Source organism: Glutamicibacter sp. MCAF14, from assembly GCF_052114325.1.
Classification (GTDB): Bacteria; Actinomycetota; Actinomycetes; order Actinomycetales; family Micrococcaceae; genus Glutamicibacter; species Glutamicibacter arilaitensis.
This window is the reverse complement of record NZ_JBFREO010000004.1, coordinates 578,640-595,082: the sequence shown is the minus strand read 5'-3', so window position 1 is coordinate 595,082 and position 16,443 is coordinate 578,640. Positions and strand designations below refer to the sequence as shown.

The 16,443-nt window shown below is 60.9% G+C and carries 13 protein-coding genes; 8 read left to right on the top strand and 5 right to left on the bottom strand.

The window, feature by feature from the left end; all coding sequences use genetic code 11:
* Positions 1-13 precede the first annotated feature (13 nt).
* Complete coding sequence (locus AB4Y71_RS10250) at positions 14-1,864, bottom strand: hypothetical protein (RefSeq protein ID WP_441720173.1); 1,851 nt, start codon at positions 1,862-1,864, stop codon at positions 14-16.
* A gap of 288 nt (positions 1,865-2,152) precedes the next feature.
* Here AB4Y71_RS10250 and leuS point away from each other — a divergent pair, with 288 nt between their 5' ends.
* The 5 genes from leuS to holA are packed head-to-tail and all read left to right on the top strand — an operon-like array spanning position 2,153 to position 9,544.
* Positions 2,153-4,642 carry a leucine--tRNA ligase gene (gene leuS / locus AB4Y71_RS10245; protein WP_441720171.1) on the top strand — a complete coding sequence of 830 codons (2,490 nt, stop codon included), beginning with the start codon at positions 2,153-2,155 and terminating at the stop codon, positions 4,640-4,642.
* Between the two features lie 9 nt (positions 4,643-4,651).
* Positions 4,652-5,590: a DegV family protein gene (locus tag AB4Y71_RS10240; RefSeq protein WP_134780114.1), complete on the top strand. Its 939-nt coding sequence runs from the start codon at positions 4,652-4,654 to the stop codon at positions 5,588-5,590.
* 15 nt (positions 5,591-5,605) lie between these two features.
* Positions 5,606-6,253 carry a helix-hairpin-helix domain-containing protein gene (locus tag AB4Y71_RS10235; protein WP_441720169.1) on the top strand — a complete coding sequence of 216 codons (648 nt, stop codon included), beginning with the start codon at positions 5,606-5,608 and terminating at the stop codon, positions 6,251-6,253.
* Entirely contained in the window at positions 6,250-8,517 is a 2,268-nt protein-coding gene (locus AB4Y71_RS10230; protein WP_441720167.1) for a ComEC/Rec2 family competence protein, read from the top strand. Before AB4Y71_RS10235 ends, AB4Y71_RS10230 begins: the two co-directional genes overlap by 4 nt.
* A 34-nt stretch (positions 8,518-8,551) precedes the next feature.
* Positions 8,552-9,544 (top strand): DNA polymerase III subunit delta, encoded by a 993-nt coding sequence (holA, locus tag AB4Y71_RS10225; RefSeq protein ID WP_441720164.1) that lies wholly within the window; start codon positions 8,552-8,554, stop codon positions 9,542-9,544.
* A gap of 154 nt (positions 9,545-9,698) precedes the next feature.
* On the opposite strand, the gene rpsT is transcribed toward holA, so the two are convergent.
* The gene (rpsT, locus tag AB4Y71_RS10220) at positions 9,699-9,959 is read right to left on the bottom strand and encodes a 30S ribosomal protein S20 (protein ID WP_013349038.1); all 261 of its coding nucleotides are present in this window, start codon (positions 9,957-9,959) and stop codon (positions 9,699-9,701) included.
* A gap of 170 nt (positions 9,960-10,129) precedes the next feature.
* Positions 10,130-10,699 carry a type II toxin-antitoxin system PemK/MazF family toxin gene (locus AB4Y71_RS10215; protein WP_441720161.1) on the bottom strand — a complete coding sequence of 190 codons (570 nt, stop codon included), beginning with the start codon at positions 10,697-10,699 and terminating at the stop codon, positions 10,130-10,132.
* A 112-nt stretch (positions 10,700-10,811) separates the two neighbouring features.
* Here AB4Y71_RS10215 and lepA point away from each other — a divergent pair, with 112 nt between their 5' ends.
* Complete coding sequence (gene lepA, locus AB4Y71_RS10210; RefSeq protein WP_441720159.1) at positions 10,812-12,659, top strand: translation elongation factor 4; 1,848 nt, start codon at positions 10,812-10,814, stop codon at positions 12,657-12,659.
* Positions 12,660-13,889: a radical SAM family heme chaperone HemW gene (gene hemW / locus AB4Y71_RS10205; protein ID WP_102597613.1), complete on the top strand. Its 1,230-nt coding sequence runs from the start codon at positions 12,660-12,662 to the stop codon at positions 13,887-13,889. It abuts the gene before it with no gap.
* A 16-nt stretch (positions 13,890-13,905) separates the two neighbouring features.
* Here the strand turns inward: hemW and AB4Y71_RS10200 are convergent, their stop codons facing one another.
* Both AB4Y71_RS10200 and AB4Y71_RS10195 read right to left on the bottom strand, forming a co-directional pair.
* The gene (locus AB4Y71_RS10200; RefSeq protein WP_193057657.1) at positions 13,906-14,307 is read right to left on the bottom strand and encodes a DUF4870 domain-containing protein; all 402 of its coding nucleotides are present in this window, start codon (positions 14,305-14,307) and stop codon (positions 13,906-13,908) included.
* 88 nt (positions 14,308-14,395) lie between these two features.
* Positions 14,396-15,268, bottom strand: a complete 873-nt coding sequence (locus tag AB4Y71_RS10195) for a DUF3097 domain-containing protein (RefSeq protein ID WP_441720156.1) — start codon at positions 15,266-15,268, stop codon at positions 14,396-14,398.
* A 127-nt stretch (positions 15,269-15,395) separates the two neighbouring features.
* On the opposite strand from AB4Y71_RS10195, the gene hrcA reads away from it, so the two are divergent.
* Entirely contained in the window at positions 15,396-16,409 is a 1,014-nt protein-coding gene (gene hrcA / locus AB4Y71_RS10190; RefSeq protein ID WP_441720153.1) for a heat-inducible transcriptional repressor HrcA, read from the top strand.
* Positions 16,410-16,443: the final 34 nt, after the last annotated feature.

The following is a 16,443-nucleotide window of genomic DNA, read 5'->3' as shown; positions in this document are numbered from 1 at the left end:
CCCGGAGTCGGATTCAGGCACCGTCAGACGCCAGCGGATCCTCGTTATCATCGTCGGACCCCGGGAAATGCGCTTTAGGAGCACCGGTAGGGGCGGTGCCGTTGCAAGAATCGCACGTAGCTGAGTTAGTGCGGGCGGGGGATTCGCCTGCCTGCCGCGCATCCCAGTAGGTGTTGCGCCGCGGAATCTGTTCGGGGTCCTGGTGTTCGGGCAAAAGCACGTGGGGAAGTCCGTCGACATCGAGAACCTTGAGCTGGCCGGCATGGCGCTTGTGGTGATCTTTGGTGCACATGCCCGCACCGGAGTACACGCTGGTCTCTCCACCATCAGACCAGGCCTTGAGGTAATGATCCATTTCAACTTGATCTGGCGGTGCAGTGCAATCGGGCACGATGCAGCCACGATCCCGGGCCAGGATCGCTTCCCGGATGGGCCCTTGGTGATAGCGCATGCGCCGGCCCATATCCAGCACCTGGCTGTTGCCGCCCAGGACCACCGGGATGATATTTGCCCGCGCCAGCAGCTGGCGCAGTTCTCCGGGTGGGATCTCCACGCCGTTGGAGCTCATTCCGTGTGCATCGGCCAAGTTCTGCAGGTCAGCGTGCCACAGATACACAACGCACTTGGGGATGATGACCTTTCGCTTGCCGCCGGTAAAGGGGGCCCGCAGCAGCGCCATGAATGCGTTCAGCCGGCGAAGGGGCTGATCAGGTTCGGCGGCTGGATCATCGTGCGCTTCAGTATTGGGCGGGTGTTCTTCGCCGTCGGGCTCGTCGGAGTCGTCCTCTGATTCTTCTGCGGCCCACGGTGGCATAGGCTGCTCGCTGCGCAACCACTCCGGTACGGGGCCTGGCTCCTGGCTGGCCGAGCTGGAATCTTGTTGTGCGCCAACTTCAGCTTCGTCGTTCTGCTCAATATCCTCACCGGCGCCCTCGGGCTGCTCTTGAGATGCCTGGCGATCAGCGCGGCCGGCTTCGGTGCGTGGATTGCCGGACTGGGAGCATACAGACTGAATCAGCTGCGCGTCGGTTGCGTTGGTGCGCAGGGAGAAGAAGTGCACGCCGTTTACCACCGGACCGGGGAAGAATCCGAGTTTGGGTGGCAGCTGCTTTCCATGAGTTTGCTTGTAGGTCTTGATGGCGGAATTGATCTTCTTCTGAGCCGCCCTGGGGCCCAGATCCTTCAGCGTTTGCGCCGCAAATTCATCCAAGGTGCGGCCATCGTCCCCATGGGCCACCAGTTCGGTAGCAGTGCCCTCGAAAGTGGTGTCCTGCGGCTCGAGCTTTTCCAAGCGGCGGGCCGCGCTGGCGATGGCGCGGCGGCTGGCGGTGCCCTGGTCATAGAGCTTGGCGAGTTCGGTGAAGCGCGGTGCGCAGATGCTGCCATCGGGTGTGCGCCGGCCAATGAGCAGGTGGGCGTCGGCGATGCGCCGTTGGGCTTCGAAGTAGGCGATACCCAGCCAGGCTGCCAGCAGCTCTTCCGCGTTCTTATAGCAGCTGCGTCCCTGGACCACAGGAGGTGGACCTGCAAAGAGGTCATCGGTGATGGCGTGGGGATCATCTTCGGGCAGGCGCAGTGCGGCGTAGCTTTCCAGGCTCAGCGCGTGCGCGCCGCTGGCTTGAGCATCAAGGGCTCCGGCGAGCTGGTCGCGATGAAGCTGCTGCGAGAACCGCTCGACTAGCTGCAGTTGCGCCAGGACCAAGCGCGGATCCCCGCTTTGGTGCACGGCCTTGCCCACGGCGGTGAACAGCGCCAGGCACAGATAGCCAAGGCGCAGCAGCACGGCCCCGGACAGCTGGGGCCCGAAGTGCAGTGCTGCCGAACACGCGGTGCGCATGCTGGCGATCAAATGCGGCGTACTCATGGCACCATGATCGAACACTGCAAACGGCTTGATGCGGCGCCCTGACCGGATGTGGATAAGCGCTCAAGCGTGGTGCTGGCCGCTGTGTCCAATCTTGCGCTTCACCGATGCGCGCGTGGGCAGGGGATATGCGATAGAATCGCGATATGAATTCTCAGCGCAACCTAGTCTAAGCGCGGCCTGCTGGCCGTACCCCCGAGTGTAAATTTGGGGGCTTTTGTTGTGTCTGGAACCAATAGCAAGTTTTTCCTATCGGAAATATTTCCGCAAAGGTGTGAGAAGAGCAGCGTGACATCATCGACGAACGAACCCAGGACCTACGACTTCAAGGACATCGAGTCCAAGTGGCTTCCGGTGTGGGACGAACTAAAGGTGTTCAAGCCCGCCGATGATGGCAGCCGCGAACGCCGCTATGTCTTGGACATGTTCCCGTACCCATCGGGCGACCTGCACATGGGCCACGCCGAGGCTTTCGCCATGGGCGATGTTGTCGCACGCTACTGGCGCCTGCGCGGCTATGATGTGATGCACCCGATCGGCTGGGACTCCTTCGGCCTGCCTGCGGAGAACGCCGCGATCAAGCGCAACGCGCACCCTGCGGAGTGGACCTACAAGAACATCGACACCCAGGCTGCCAGCTTCAAGCGCTACGCGATCTCCGCTGACTGGGATCGCCGCCTGCACACCTCGGATCCCGAGTACTACCGCTGGACCCAGTGGCTGTTCAACAAGTTCTACGACAAGGGCCTGGCCTACCGCAAGGACCACCCTGTGAACTGGTGCCCGAAGGACCAGACCGTGCTGGCCAACGAGCAGGTCGTCAACGGCGCCTGCGAGCGTTGCGGCACCGCGGTGACCAAGAAGTCGCTGAACCAGTGGTACTTCAAGATCACCGACTACGCAGATCGCCTGCTTGAAGACATGGACCAGCTCAAGGGCCACTGGCCTGAGCGCGTGCTGCTGATGCAGAAGAACTGGATCGGCCGCTCCGAAGGGGCCGAGGTGACCTTCGAGATCGAAAGCACCGACGCCAAGCCTGCGGTGCAGATCCCGGTCTTCACCACCCGCCCGGACACCCTGTACGGCGCCACCTTCATGGTGGTCGCCGCCGATGCGGAGCTGGCCGGCGAGCTGGTCACCGATGAGCACCGCGGCGCCCTGGAGGAATACCAGGAGCAGGTCAAGGCGCTGAGCGAAATCGAGCGCCAGTCCACCGAACGCGAGAAGACCGGTGTGTTCACCGGCCGCTACGGCATCAACCCGCTCTCGGGGGAGAAGCTGCCGATCTGGGCTGCCGACTACGTGCTGGCCGACTACGGCACCGGCTCGATCATGGCCGTGCCTGCGCACGACCAGCGCGACCTGGACTTCGCCCGCGCCTTCGACCTGCCAGTGCGCGTGGTCGTGGACACCGGTGAAGAGGACCCGAACGAAACCGGTACCGCCACCGCCGGGGAAGGCCAGCTGGTGAACTCCGGCGAGCTGACCGGACTGGAGAAGAGTGCGGCGATCGCCAAGGCCATTGAGATCGTGGAAGCTGCCGGCACCGGCAAGCACACCATCAACTTCCGCCTGCGCGACTGGCTGCTGTCCCGCCAGCGCTTCTGGGGCACCCCGATCCCGATTATCCACTGTGCTGACTGCGGCGAGGTTCCGGTTCCCGATGACCAGCTGCCAGTGCGCCTGCCAGATAACCTGCGCGGCGAGCAGCTGGCTCCCAAGGGTACCAGCCCGCTGGCCGCAGCTGAGGAATGGGTCAACGTGGCTTGCCCTAAGTGCGGGGCGGATGCCAAGCGCGACACCGACACCATGGACACCTTCGTGGACTCCTCGTGGTACTTCCTGCGCTTCGTCTCCCCGGATTACACCGAAGGGCCATTCGATCCGAAGGCAGTACGCGACTGGATGCCGGTGGGCCAGTACGTCGGCGGTGTCGAGCACGCGATCTTGCACCTGCTGTACTCGCGCTTCTTCACCAAGGTCATCCACGACCTGGGCCTGATCGACGCGACCGAGCCGTTCTCCGCGCTGCTGAACCAGGGCCAGGTGCTGAACGGCGGCAAGGCGATGAGCAAGTCGCTGGGCAACGGCGTGGACCTAGGCGAGCAGCTGGACAAGTTCGGCGTGGACGCCGTGCGCCTGACCATGATCTTCGCTTCCCCGCCGGAGGATGACGTGGACTGGGCCGATGTGTCCCCATCGGGTTCGCAGAAATTCCTGGCCCGCGCTTGGCGCATCGCCCAGGACACCACCAGCGAAGCCGGAGCGGATTACGCGGCCGGGGACAAGGCACTGCGCCAGGTCACCCACCGCACCGTGCACGAATCGGCGCAGCTGCTGGATTCGGGCAAGTTCAACGTGGTCATCGCCAAGACGATGGAGCTGGTCAACGCGACCCGCAAGACCATCGACTCCGGTGCCGGCGCAGCCGACCCGGCAGTACGCGAAGCGGCCACCGTCGTCGCCCAGCTGCTGAGCATGTTCGCCCCGTACACCGCCGAGGACATGTGGGAAGCCCTGGGCTACGCACCATCGGTGGTCACCAGTGCGTGGCCAGAAGTGGACGAGTCGCTGCTGGTCGATGACACCATCACCGCGGTCGTGCAGATCAAGGGCAAGGTCCGCGCCCGCCTGGAAGTTTCGGTAGACATCACCGAGGACGAACTGCGCGAGCAGGCCCTGGCCCATGAGTCGGTGATCCGGATGCTCGATGGCAAGGAACCGCTGAAGGTCATCGTGCGTGCGCCGAAGCTCGTGAACGTGGTTCCCGCCCCGTAAGCTCAGCTCATGACTGAACGACAGAAAAGCTCGCGCGCGGGCTGGCTGCCCAAGTGGCTGGCCCCGCGCGGGCTTTCTCGTACCCGGATCGGGGTAGTTTCCGATTCGGCTTCGTGCCTGCCGCAGGAATTGCGCGCACTGCCGGACTTCATCCAAGTGCCGATCCCGATCATCGTTGACAACCACGTGCATGGCGAGGACCTGCAGGCGCTGATGATGGGCCTGGCCATGGGCAAGGCGGTGAAAACTTCACGCCCGGCCCCCGGAGAGTTTGAACGCGCCTACCGGCAGTTGCTGGATGCAGGCTGCGAATCGATCATTTCCATCCACATGTCCGGGGCGCTGTCGGGCACCGTGGATGCCGCCCGCTTGGCTGCCCGCAGTTTTGACGCGCCGATCACCGTAATCGACTCGAACACCGTCTGCCTGCCGCAGGGTTTTGCCGTGGCCGATGTGCTGCAGGCCAGGGCCGCCGGCGCGCCGCTGCAGATGCTCGAGCAGATCGCACGGACCGCTACCGCCAACACCGTCTACTTCGCGGTGCCCAGCTTGGAGCAGCTGCGCCGCGGCGGGCGGATCAGCGCGCTGTCCTCGGTGCTGGGCAGCTTGCTGAACGTCAAGCCGATCCTCGGGATCAGCGACGGGGCGATTATCGCCCTGGAAAAGCCGCGCTCCTTCGCTCGCGCCACCGCACGGCTGGTTTCCTTGGCCTTGCGTGACGCCCGCGAAGCCACCGGCCAGGTGCGCTTAGGGGTCATGCATTTTGGCGCCGAAGAACTGGCCGTGGAGATCGCCACCGAACTGGCCCCATTCAGCTCCGGCCCGGTGGTCGTCGAATCGCTGCCCGCGGTGCTCGCCGCGCATACCGGGATGGGCGTGATTGCCGTGTGCGCCGCCCCGCTGAATCCACAACCGGCATCATTCCTGGACACCGAAAAGCACCAATAGCGCAGACTGTGGCCTATGGGCCGCCACGACTTCTTCAGCAAGTACGCGCCACGTCCCGGTCGCCTCAGGTTTGCGGTCTCGCGCGTGGCCGTGCTGGTGCTGGTCATTGTGGTGCTCGCCTGGATTGCGATTTCCATCCTGCTCGCCCCGCCACCGGTGGCACAGGAATTGGAAACTGTTCCGCTGGTCTCCGAACCGACTCGCGATCCGCTGCAAACCCCGGCGTCGCCGACCACAACCGGCCCCGGGGTAACGGTGCACGTGGTCGGTGCGGTCAAGAAGCCCGGGGTATACCAGCTACCAGCAGGCTCGCGGATTACCGATGCTGTGGACGCTGCCGGCGGACTGTCCAAGCACGCGCAACCGCAGCTGGTGAACCTGGCCGCCAAGCTGGTCGATGGACAGCAGGTCATCCTGCCCGGCACTGCACCGGGGAAACAACTGCCTTCAGCCCAACCAGCGCCCTCCAGCTCGAAGATATCGATCAACAACGCTGATTCCCAAACCCTGCAAGAGCTGCCGGGAATCGGCCCGGCCTTAGCTGAGCGGATCATCGACTTCCGGAGTAAGAACGGCCCGTTTACCTCTGTGGAAGAGTTGGACGCGGTATCCGGCATCGGCCCGGCATTGCTTTCCCAGCTCAGTGAGCTGGTGGTCCCGTGAACACCGACTTCCGCGGACTGTGGCTGTTGGCCGGGGCGTGGGTCGCCGCCTATTTCACCTTGCCGGCCTGGGTGTTGTGGTGTTCGCTCGCGCTGCTTGTGCTGCTGCTGGCACTGTTGCTTCGAGCCCGCCATGACCAGGCCCATTCAGCACCGTGGTTTAGCGGTCCGCTGATCTTGCTGCTCGGGCTGATTGCCGTGAGCATGCTGGGGCTGTCCAACCCGCCGTGCCAGCTGCCAGCCGGTAGCGAGCAGCAGCGCCGGGCCGTGGTCAGCTTCCAGGATCCGGCATCAGCGCAAGGGGGCGCGTCGGCGGCCGGTCCAGCGCAAATCCAACGGTATTGGAACCAGGACCGGTGGGTGCAATGCCAGGTGCCGGTGTACCTGAGCGTTGAGTACGGGTTGCCCGCTCATGCCGGGGAATTCGAGGTGATCCTCGATTTGGACGCAGCGCAGGCAGGTTCCTTCGATTGGTGGGCCCGGGCCGCCAGCGAGCCGAAGGTCAGATCCTGGGTTGAACCTACGGCCGCCGACTTCCTCAAACAACGGTTCGTGCTCAGCTTGGGGCAGTTGCCGGACAACGCGCAGGCACTGCTTCCGGGCATGCTCTACGGGGATCGCTCGGGGCAGGATGAGGCATTGGGCGATGCCATGAAAACCAGCGGCCTGAGCCACCTGACAGCCGTGAGCGGATCGAATATCGCGCTGATCGCAGCGATCGTGCTGGTGCTCTTCCGGCTGTTCAGCGTTCCACGGGCGCCAAGTGCGATCTTGACGATCGGCGTGGTGGGGCTGTTCACCTGGTTTGTCGGACCAGATCCCAGTGTCCTTCGTGCCAGCCTGATGGGCAGCATCGCGGTGATTTCGGTACTGCTGGGACGAGGCCAGGGCTCCTTGGGAATCCTGTGCCTGACCGGCACGGTGCTGCTGGTAGCTGATCGCTCTCTGGGGGCTGAACCGGCTTTCGCGCTTTCGGTGCTGGCGACCTTGGGCATCATCATGCTCGCACCGGCGCTGACCGAAATATTTGCCCAGTTCCTCCCATCGTGGCTTGCCCAGCTGACCGCAATTTGCTGCGCGGCGCAATTCACCTGCCTGCCGGTGATCATTGCGTTGAATTCGAATTTCAGCTTGTACTCGCTGCCCACCAATCTGCTGGTGGCTCCGCTGTTGCCGCTGATTACGTCGGTGGGCATGGTGTGCCTGCTGCTGTGCACGCCGCTGCCGGGATTTTCCGGCGTCTTGATCTGGGTGCCGGGCCTTCTGGCTGAAGCCATTGGCAAAGCTGCCCATGTCGCCTCGGGACTGCCCGGGGCTGCCCGGCCCTGGCCCGAGGGACTGGGCGGAATTATCTTGGCTGTGATGCTCGCAGTGGTGCTATGCACCTTGCTGATTGTGGGGCGGGAGACCGAGAAGTTGCGGGTACGCCAGGTCGCTCTGGGGGTGCTGGGAGCGATTCTGGTCTGCGTGCTGGCGCTGGTGCTGCCTGCGACGTTGTTCTACCGCGAAAAGGTGCCCCCGCAGTGGAGTATTGCCATGTGCGATGTTGGCCAGGGCGACGCTTTCGTGATCAACCTGGGTGATGCCCGCGGCTGGCTGATTGATACCGGCCCACCGGAAAGTGGACTGCTGGCATGCCTTGATCGGCTGGGGATCCAGTCATTGAGCAAGGTGTTCATTACCCATACGCACAACGATCATTTCGGTGGAGTCGAGGAATTGGAAGATTCTGGCGTGCAGATCGATGAGCGCTTGGTATCCACCGGCTTCGATCTGGAACTGTGGCCCGGTGCGCAGGTGCTGGAACCGGGAACGCAGCAAGTTGCCGGGGATATACGCTTTGAAGTGATCGGACCCGAGGCGAAGTTCGCGCAGTTTGCCGAACCCAACGATACGTCGTTGGTGCTGCGCTTCAGCTTTGCCACAAAGAACGGAATCGTCGATTTCTTTGCCGCCGGCGATATGGAAACCGAGGCGATGGATCGATTGCTGAAGCTGCATCCGCAAGGACCCGCGGCGATTTTGAAGGCATCCCATCATGGGGCGCGTAACGGTGGAACCGAAATTCTTGAGCAGATCCATCCGCAGGTGCTGTTGATCTCCGTGGGCGAAGACAATAGCTATGGACACCCGCATCCGCAGACCTTGGAAGTGGCGAAGCAGATCGGGGCTGAGGTTTTCCGGACCGATCAATCCGGTACCGTCCTGCTCACATTTACCACTGAGGGTGTTCTGGGTACCTCACTAGGTACTCCAGTTCGGTAGGATCGGTATATCGACCAATGCACTAAGGAGTTCGATGGCACGCGCCCAAGCAAATCCCGGTATCTCATGGCGGGAGCTCAGCCCGCAACCGTTGATTTTGCTCAGCGGTTCAGAAGATTATCTGGCCTCCCGTGCCTTCGAACTGCTGCGTTCCCAAGCAGCCGTGCGCGAAGACATCCAGCATACCCGCCTGGACGCGGCCAAGTACGAACCCGGTGAACTGCTGCTGGCCACCAGCTCGTCGCTGTTCTCCAGCGCCAATTTGGTCGAAGTCCACGAGTTGGCCCACATGAACGAATACTTCCTCAAGGATGCGCTGGCCTACCTGAAGGACCAGGCGCCAGAGAATGTCCTGATCATGCATCACTCCGGCGGTACCCGTGGCAAGAAGCTGCTCGACGCGATCAAAGCTGCAGGCGCCTTGATCGTCAACTGCCAGCCGGTGAAGAAGGACGCCGAGAAGATCGACTTCGTCCAGGCCGAGTTCAAATCCGCTAAGCGTCGAATCACCAACGATGCGGTCAAAGCATTGGTTGCCGCGGTAGGCAATTCGCTGGCCGAGCTGGGATCGAGCTGCTCCCAGCTGATCCAAGACACCACCGGAACGATCGACCAGGATATGGTCGACAAATACTATGGTGGTCGTGTTGAAGCGACCGCGTTCAAGGTTGCCGACGCCGCGATTTCCGGCAATGCAGTCTTGGCGTTGCGCACGCTGCGCCATTCGCTGAGCACTGGTACGGATCCGATTCCCATTGTGGCCACCTTGGCGATGAAGGTGCGGCAGATAGCCAAGGTCRCTGGGGTCAACGAGCCAGCTGCTTCCCTAGCTTCTGAGCTGGGCATGGCGCCTTGGCAGGTTCAGCAGGCGCAGCAGCAGGCACGTGGTTGGAAACGCGGGGATCTTGCGCTGTGCGTAGAGGAAATCGCCAATACGGACCGCATGGTCAAGGGCGGCAGCCGTTCGCCGGGATACGCCTTGGAACATGCAATCATGTTCATCGCGGGCAAGGCTCCACGACGCTGAGTCTTGCCGACTGGCAACAGGTAACGGGTGCGCACGAATCTTTCGTGCGTGCCCGTTGCCGTTTCACACTTCAAGCGTATATCAAGGGTTTCTGGGCAAAACAAAACCCCCGCACTCAATGAGTACGGGGGAGATGATGAAGTCTAAGCTCGGCTTAGAGGGCATTAACCTTCTTGGCAATAGCCGACTTGCGGTTAGCAGCGTTGTTCTTGTGCAGAACACCCTTGCTTACAGCCTTGTCGAGCTTCTTGCCAGCCAGGCGCAATGCCTCGGTTGCCTTTTCCTTGTCACCGGAGACTACTGCCTCGTTGACGTTACGGATCACGGTCTTAACCTCGGAACGGACAGCTACGTTACGCAGACGTGCCTTCTCGTTGGTCAGGTTACGCTTCTTCTGGGACTTGATGTTAGCCACTTTAATAAACTCTCTCGTTTATCGTTTTATACGGTCGGTAGAGGGTTCATCCTTCAGGCCATCGACTGAGCGGTGTGGGGCACCTATGGCGACCCGAAGGGGGCGTGTTGCCCAACCTGCGCAACACACAAGGATTAACACTATCAGATAAGGAAGCTGGCAACGAGTGCTTATGCGCGTTCGTTTAGGACGTTCACCACATTCGAGAATCGCGCCCGATCCAAGATCGCGCCCTCACGGCGTACGGCCTGCTCATCAACTCGAATGATGCGATCCAGCTTGACCTCGCTCGGGCGACGCTCGCGGTCCCAATCGCCGGTGCCGATATCCATGTAATTCGGGTTGTGCTGATCCGAATTGTTCTTGTCCTTGCTGGTGAGCATCAAGCCAAGCAGCCATCCGTTATCGCGTCCCACGATCAATACGGGGCGGTCCTTGCCCTGCGAGTAGTCCTCTTCATAGGGGACCCAGGTCCACACGATTTCTCCCGGGTCGGCATTGCCGTCCTTCGAAGGGTTGTACTCGAAGTGAATCCCGCCACGGTAATCACCTGGGTAGCCGGTGCCCGCTGAAGCGCCGCGCCCGGCGTGTGAGGACGAGCCGTGGGAAGCTGTGCTTCGGGGGTTGCTGCCCCCGCGGTTGCTGGCTGGTCGATTGCCGGTGGAACCTGCGCGGACCTTGTTGATCTCCTTGACCACGCGCATGACGATGCTAAATATCTTCTGTGGATTCAGTGCCATGCACGACAAACTATCAGTTTCAGGCTGTCGAAATATGAGATGACGCGGAAATCATGACAGAATGGAAGCTAATCCAACTATGTCTTTTAGTCAGCTAGTGAGGTCTGTTTAGGTGTCTCCATTGGCCCGCACCGCTCCGGTGCCTGCCGCGACCGATCCGTCGCTCATCCGTAACTTCTGCATCATCGCCCATATCGACCACGGTAAGTCGACTCTGGCCGACCGGATGTTGCAACTGACCGGCGTTGTCGCTGCCCGTGACATGAAGGCACAGTACCTCGACCGCATGGATATCGAGCGCGAACGCGGCATCACCATTAAATCCCAGGCAGTTCGCATGCCATGGGGAGCCGAAGACGGCACCCCATACGCACTGAACATGATCGATACCCCGGGGCACGTTGACTTCACCTATGAAGTTTCCCGTTCGCTGGCCGCCTGCGAAGGCGCCATTTTGCTGGTCGACGCGGCTCAGGGCATCGAAGCGCAGACCCTGGCAAACCTGTACTTGGCTATCGAGGGCGATCTGACGATCATCCCTGTGCTGAACAAGATCGACCTGCCTAACGCCCAGCCGGAGAAGTACGCAGCTGAGATCGCCAACCTGATCGGTTGCGAACCAGAAGAGGTCTTGAAGGTTTCGGGCAAGACCGGCGAGGGCGTTGAAGAGTTGCTCGATGAAGTCATCAAGCAGCTGCCACCGCCTGTAGGCGATGCGAAGGCCCCGGCCCGTGCGATGATTTTCGACTCCGTGTATGACACCTACCGCGGTGTGGTCACCTATGTTCGTGTTGTCGACGGAAATCTCTCTCCTCGCGAGAAGATCCAGATGATGTCCACCGGCACTACCCACGAACTGCTGGAGATCGGCGTTTCGTCGCCGAACCCTGAGCCAACCAAGGGCCTGGGTGTTGGCGAGGTAGGCTACCTGATCACTGGCGTGAAGGACGTGCGCCAGTCCAAGGTCGGCGATACCGTCACCAATTTCCTCAAGCCAGCTACCCAGTCCCTGGGTGGCTACGAAGAGGCCAAGCCTATGGTCTTCTCCGGCCTGTACCCGATGGACGGCACTGATTACCCGGTCTTGCGCGACGCACTGGACAAGCTGCAGCTTAACGATGCTGCGCTGACCTATGAACCAGAGACCTCCGTGGCCCTGGGCTTCGGTTTCCGTGTGGGCTTCTTGGGCCTGCTGCACCTGGAAATCACCCGCCAGCGCCTGGAATCTGAATTCAACTTGGACCTGATTTCGACCGCACCGAACGTGGTGTACGAAGTCATGGGCGAAGACAAGCAGATGATTACGGTGACCAACCCCTCGGAATTCCCGGATGGCAAGATCCTGGAAGTTCATGAGCCAATGGTTGCCGCTACCATCCTTGCGCCAAGTGAGTTCATCGGTTCGGTCATGGAGCTGTGCCAGTCCCGCCGCGGCACCATGCGCGGGATGGACTACCTCTCCGAAGACCGTGTTGAAATGCGCTACCACCTTCCTCTGGCCGAGATTGTGTTCGACTTCTTCGATCACCTCAAGTCCAAGACCCGCGGCTACGCGTCGCTGGACTGGAAGGCCGACGGCGAGCAGGTTGCCGATCTGGTCAAGGTCGACATCCTGCTTCAGGGTGAACAGGTCGATGCATTCAGCGCGATTACGCACCGCGACAAGGCCTACAGCTACGGCACCATGATGACCTCGAAGCTGCGCGAGCTGATTCCTCGCCAGCAGTTCGAAGTTCCGATCCAGGCAGCGATCGGTTCGCGCATCATCGCCCGTGAAAACATCCGAGCCATCCGCAAGGACGTTCTTGCCAAGTGCTACGGCGGCGATATCAGCCGTAAGCGCAAGCTGCTCGAGAAGCAGAAGGAAGGCAAGAAGCGCATGAAGATGGTCGGCCGCGTGGAGGTTCCGCAGGAAGCCTTCATTGCCGCACTGTCCACCGACGAGCCGAAAAAGAAGTAAATGCCTTCAGTTCTGCCTGACGGCGATCCGGCTCCGGCCGATGGTCTGCTCCCTGCCTCATGCGCGCATGAGGCAGCGGGGCGGACCATGTCCTTTTATGTGCATATTCCGTTCTGCACCGTCCGTTGCGGTTATTGCGATTTCAACACGTACACCGCCACGGAGCTGGGCTCCGGCTCCAGCCAAGCAACCTACGCTGCCACTGTCAGCAAGGAAATCAGCTTCGCCCGCGAAGTGATGGACCGTTCGGGCCAGCCGCACCGTGAAATTGAAACCGTTTTCTTTGGCGGGGGAACCCCCACGTTGCTGCCTGCCAGTGATTTGGTTTCGGTGCTCGGGCAGATTCGTGAAGAATTCGGCCTGAAGCCCGGTGCGGAAATCACTACCGAAGCCAACCCTGATTCGGTGACTCGTGAATCCCTGCAGGAATTGGCTGACGGTGGTTTCACTCGCGTCTCCTTCGGCATGCAGTCCGCAGTGCCGCACGTCCTCAAGGTGTTGGAGCGCACCCACGATCCGAAACGGGTTCCGCAAGCAGTAGCATGGGCCCGCGAAGCAGGCCTGGATGTCAGCGTCGATTTGATCTATGGCACTCCGGGGGAGAGCCTGGAAGATTGGCGCACCAGCATCGAAGCCGCGCTGAGCTACGAACCGGACCACATTTCCGCCTACGCGCTGATCATCGAGGAAGGCACCAAGCTTGCCGCGCAGATCCGCCGTGGCCAAGTGCCGAACATTGATGATGACGACCATGCTGAGAAGTACCAGCTGGCTGACGAAATGTTCGCGGCTGCCGGTTTCTCCTGGTATGAAGTCAGCAACTGGTCGAAGAAGCCAGCCAATGCCTGCCAGCACAATATTGCTTATTGGAAGGGCGGGGATTGGTGGGGTGCAGGCCCTGGCGCGCACTCGCACGTTGGCGGTTTGCGCTGGTGGAATGTGAAGCATCCTGCTGCGTACCAGCAGCGCATCGACGCTGGCATCTCACCTGGGCACGGACGGGAATATCCAGATGCACAGGCCGTCCAGCTTGAACGCACCATGCTGTTGACCCGACTGAGTTCGGGAATGCAGATCAGTGAGCTGGAGGAGACCGGACGCAAGAAGGTTGCCGGTTTGATTGCCGATGAGCTGATTGAACCTAAGGCTGCGTTTGCCGGCACTTTGGTGTTAACGCAACGAGGCCGGCTCTTGGCCGACCTCGTGGTGCGAGAACTTCTCGATTTCTAGAACTGAATAGCCGCTGCTACTTCATTAGACGAAGATTCAGCGGGTAACGGTAAGGGCGTCCCTTGTTGGCCTGAATGGCTGCGAGGGCGCCCGATACTGTCATAAAGACCCATAACGCTACCGCCAGGACTGCGAAGAGCCAGCCGATGAATGGCAGGATCATGAGCACATTGAATACGATGGCAAGAATCGTCAGTGGAAACGTGAAGTTGAACGCTTCCTTGGATTCCTGTGCAGTGAACGGACCGCGGTCGCGGAACACTGCAAAGACGATCGCTGAAGGGACGCAACCCAAGATCGCGCCGAAGTGGGCTATTGTTGCCCACTGGCGATCTTCAGAAGGAGTCAGCGGCAACGCAGAAGTCTTGGAACCTTCGAAGCGTGCGTTCTCCGATGGTTTCGTCTGGCGTGATGTCACTATTATTCCTTGTCTTGCTAAGTGTGGTCTCTCTTATCATAGCGACCACCATCTAGCAGACGAGGCAGATTCACCAACTAATGTCTAACTATTGGTCAATCGTTAGGAAACCGTAATCTTCGGTGGTGAGAAAATCGATCAATTCTTCAATCCTGCCCAGAAGCTGCGGTTCAAGCTGTCCGTAATGCTGCACCGTGGACAGCAATCGCTGCCAGCCGATACCGATGTCTTCTGCCGTAGCATGCGGCCATCCGAAGGCCTTGAGCACCCCGGTCTTCCAATCGGTGCCCTTGGGGATCACCGGCCACGCCTTGATGCCCAGGGTGGATGGCTTGATCGCCTGCCAGACGTCGATGTACGGGTGGCCGAGGATCAGCACGTTCTGCGCCGCCCCAGGAACCTTCATTGCTTCGGCCACGATATGCCACTCCTTGGTGCCTTCGACCAGATGGTCCACCAGGATCCCCAGACGCCGCTGCCCGGAAGGCGCAAAGTCACGGATCGCCCCTGCTAGATCGTCCACGCCGTGCAATGGCTCCACAACGATGCCTTCGACACGCAGGTCGTGGCCCCAAACTTTTTCAACCAATTCAGCATCGTGCTTGCCTTCCACCCAGATGCGGCTGGCGCGAGCTTCACGGGCCTTCAGCCCGGATACTGCCCGTGAGCCTGAGGCCGAGACCAGTTTCTTCGGCGCGGCGGCCTTGGCTACCGGTTCCACGATTTCCACAGCTTCACCCTCGAGGAAGAAGCCGAACCCGGCTTGGAAGGAGCGTGTCTTGCCGTGGCGGTCTTCGAGCACGATCACCCGCATGCCGCCGGCTTTTTCGGTACGGATGACTTCTCCCACCCATCCGGTGGTGGCGTCTTCAAGAACCATGCCACGCTCGACGGGGACCTGGCGGAGTTTTTTCGGTGCCGGTGCACTGAGATCTTGCGGTCCCCAGGAGTAATTAGTCACGTACTGCCTTTCGCTGTGATCGAATACGCTCGAAATCCAATGCTAGCAACAGCTGAACGTATTAGACTTGGCACTTGACAGGTTAGAGTGCCAAAGCCGGGCACGAGGATTCCAAGGAGGTGCTGTGATGACAGAGCCACGACGTTTAGACGTTCTGCGCGCCATCGTGGAGGACTACGTCCAATCCCGCGAGCCGGTGGGTTCCAAGGCCTTATTGGATCGGCACAACCTCGGGGTCAGCGCAGCGACCATCCGCAATGACATGGCCTTGCTGGAAGAAGAAGGGCTCATTGCAGCCCCGCACACTTCTTCTGGACGCATTCCCACCGAAAAGGGATACCGCCGCTTTGTCGATGAGATCGGCGAGCTGAAGCCGCTTTCGCGGGCTGAACGTGACGCCATCAACAAGATCCTGGACAGCTCCACGGACCTGGATGAAATGCTCAAGAGCACCGTTCGGCTGCTGGCCCGATTGACCAACCAGGTGGCGATGATCCAGGTGCCGCACTACGACACCGCCTCATTGAAGAACCTGGATCTGGTAGGCCTCGGCTCCACCCAGGTGCTGATGGTGATGATCGCGTCCAACGGTACGGTGGATCAGCGCATGATGCCGGTGCAGCGTTCGTACTCGGATAACGAGTTGAACGATTTGAAGCAGTGGCTGCTCAATAATTTCGGGGGAGTGCAGCTGGCAGAACTTGCCAACAGGCTCAACCGTACCGAAGTCAGTCCGGCACACCAGGCCGAACCATTGGTGCAGCAGGTCTTCGGCGCGCTGGAGGAAATGGCCCAGGCGGCCAACGCCCAGCGCATCATCATGGCCGGCACCGCCAACCTTGCACGTGTGGAGGGCGACTTCCCGCTGAGCATCACCCCGGTACTTGAAGCACTGGAGGAGCAGGTAGTGCTGCTCAAGCTCTTCTCCGAGCTGGAAGCGGATTCGCGCGGCGTGGCCGTGGCCATCGGCACGGAGAACCACTACGGGCAGCTCTCCGACGCGGCCGTGATTGCCACAACGTACAGCACCGACGTGCGCAACAAGCTCGGCGTGCTGGGCCCCACCCGGATGAACTACCCGACCTCCATGGCCTCGGTGCGGGCAGTGGCACGGTACCTGTCGAAGATTTTGGCTAACTAGCCTCGCTGGGCACTGGCCCGGTATTACCGATTTT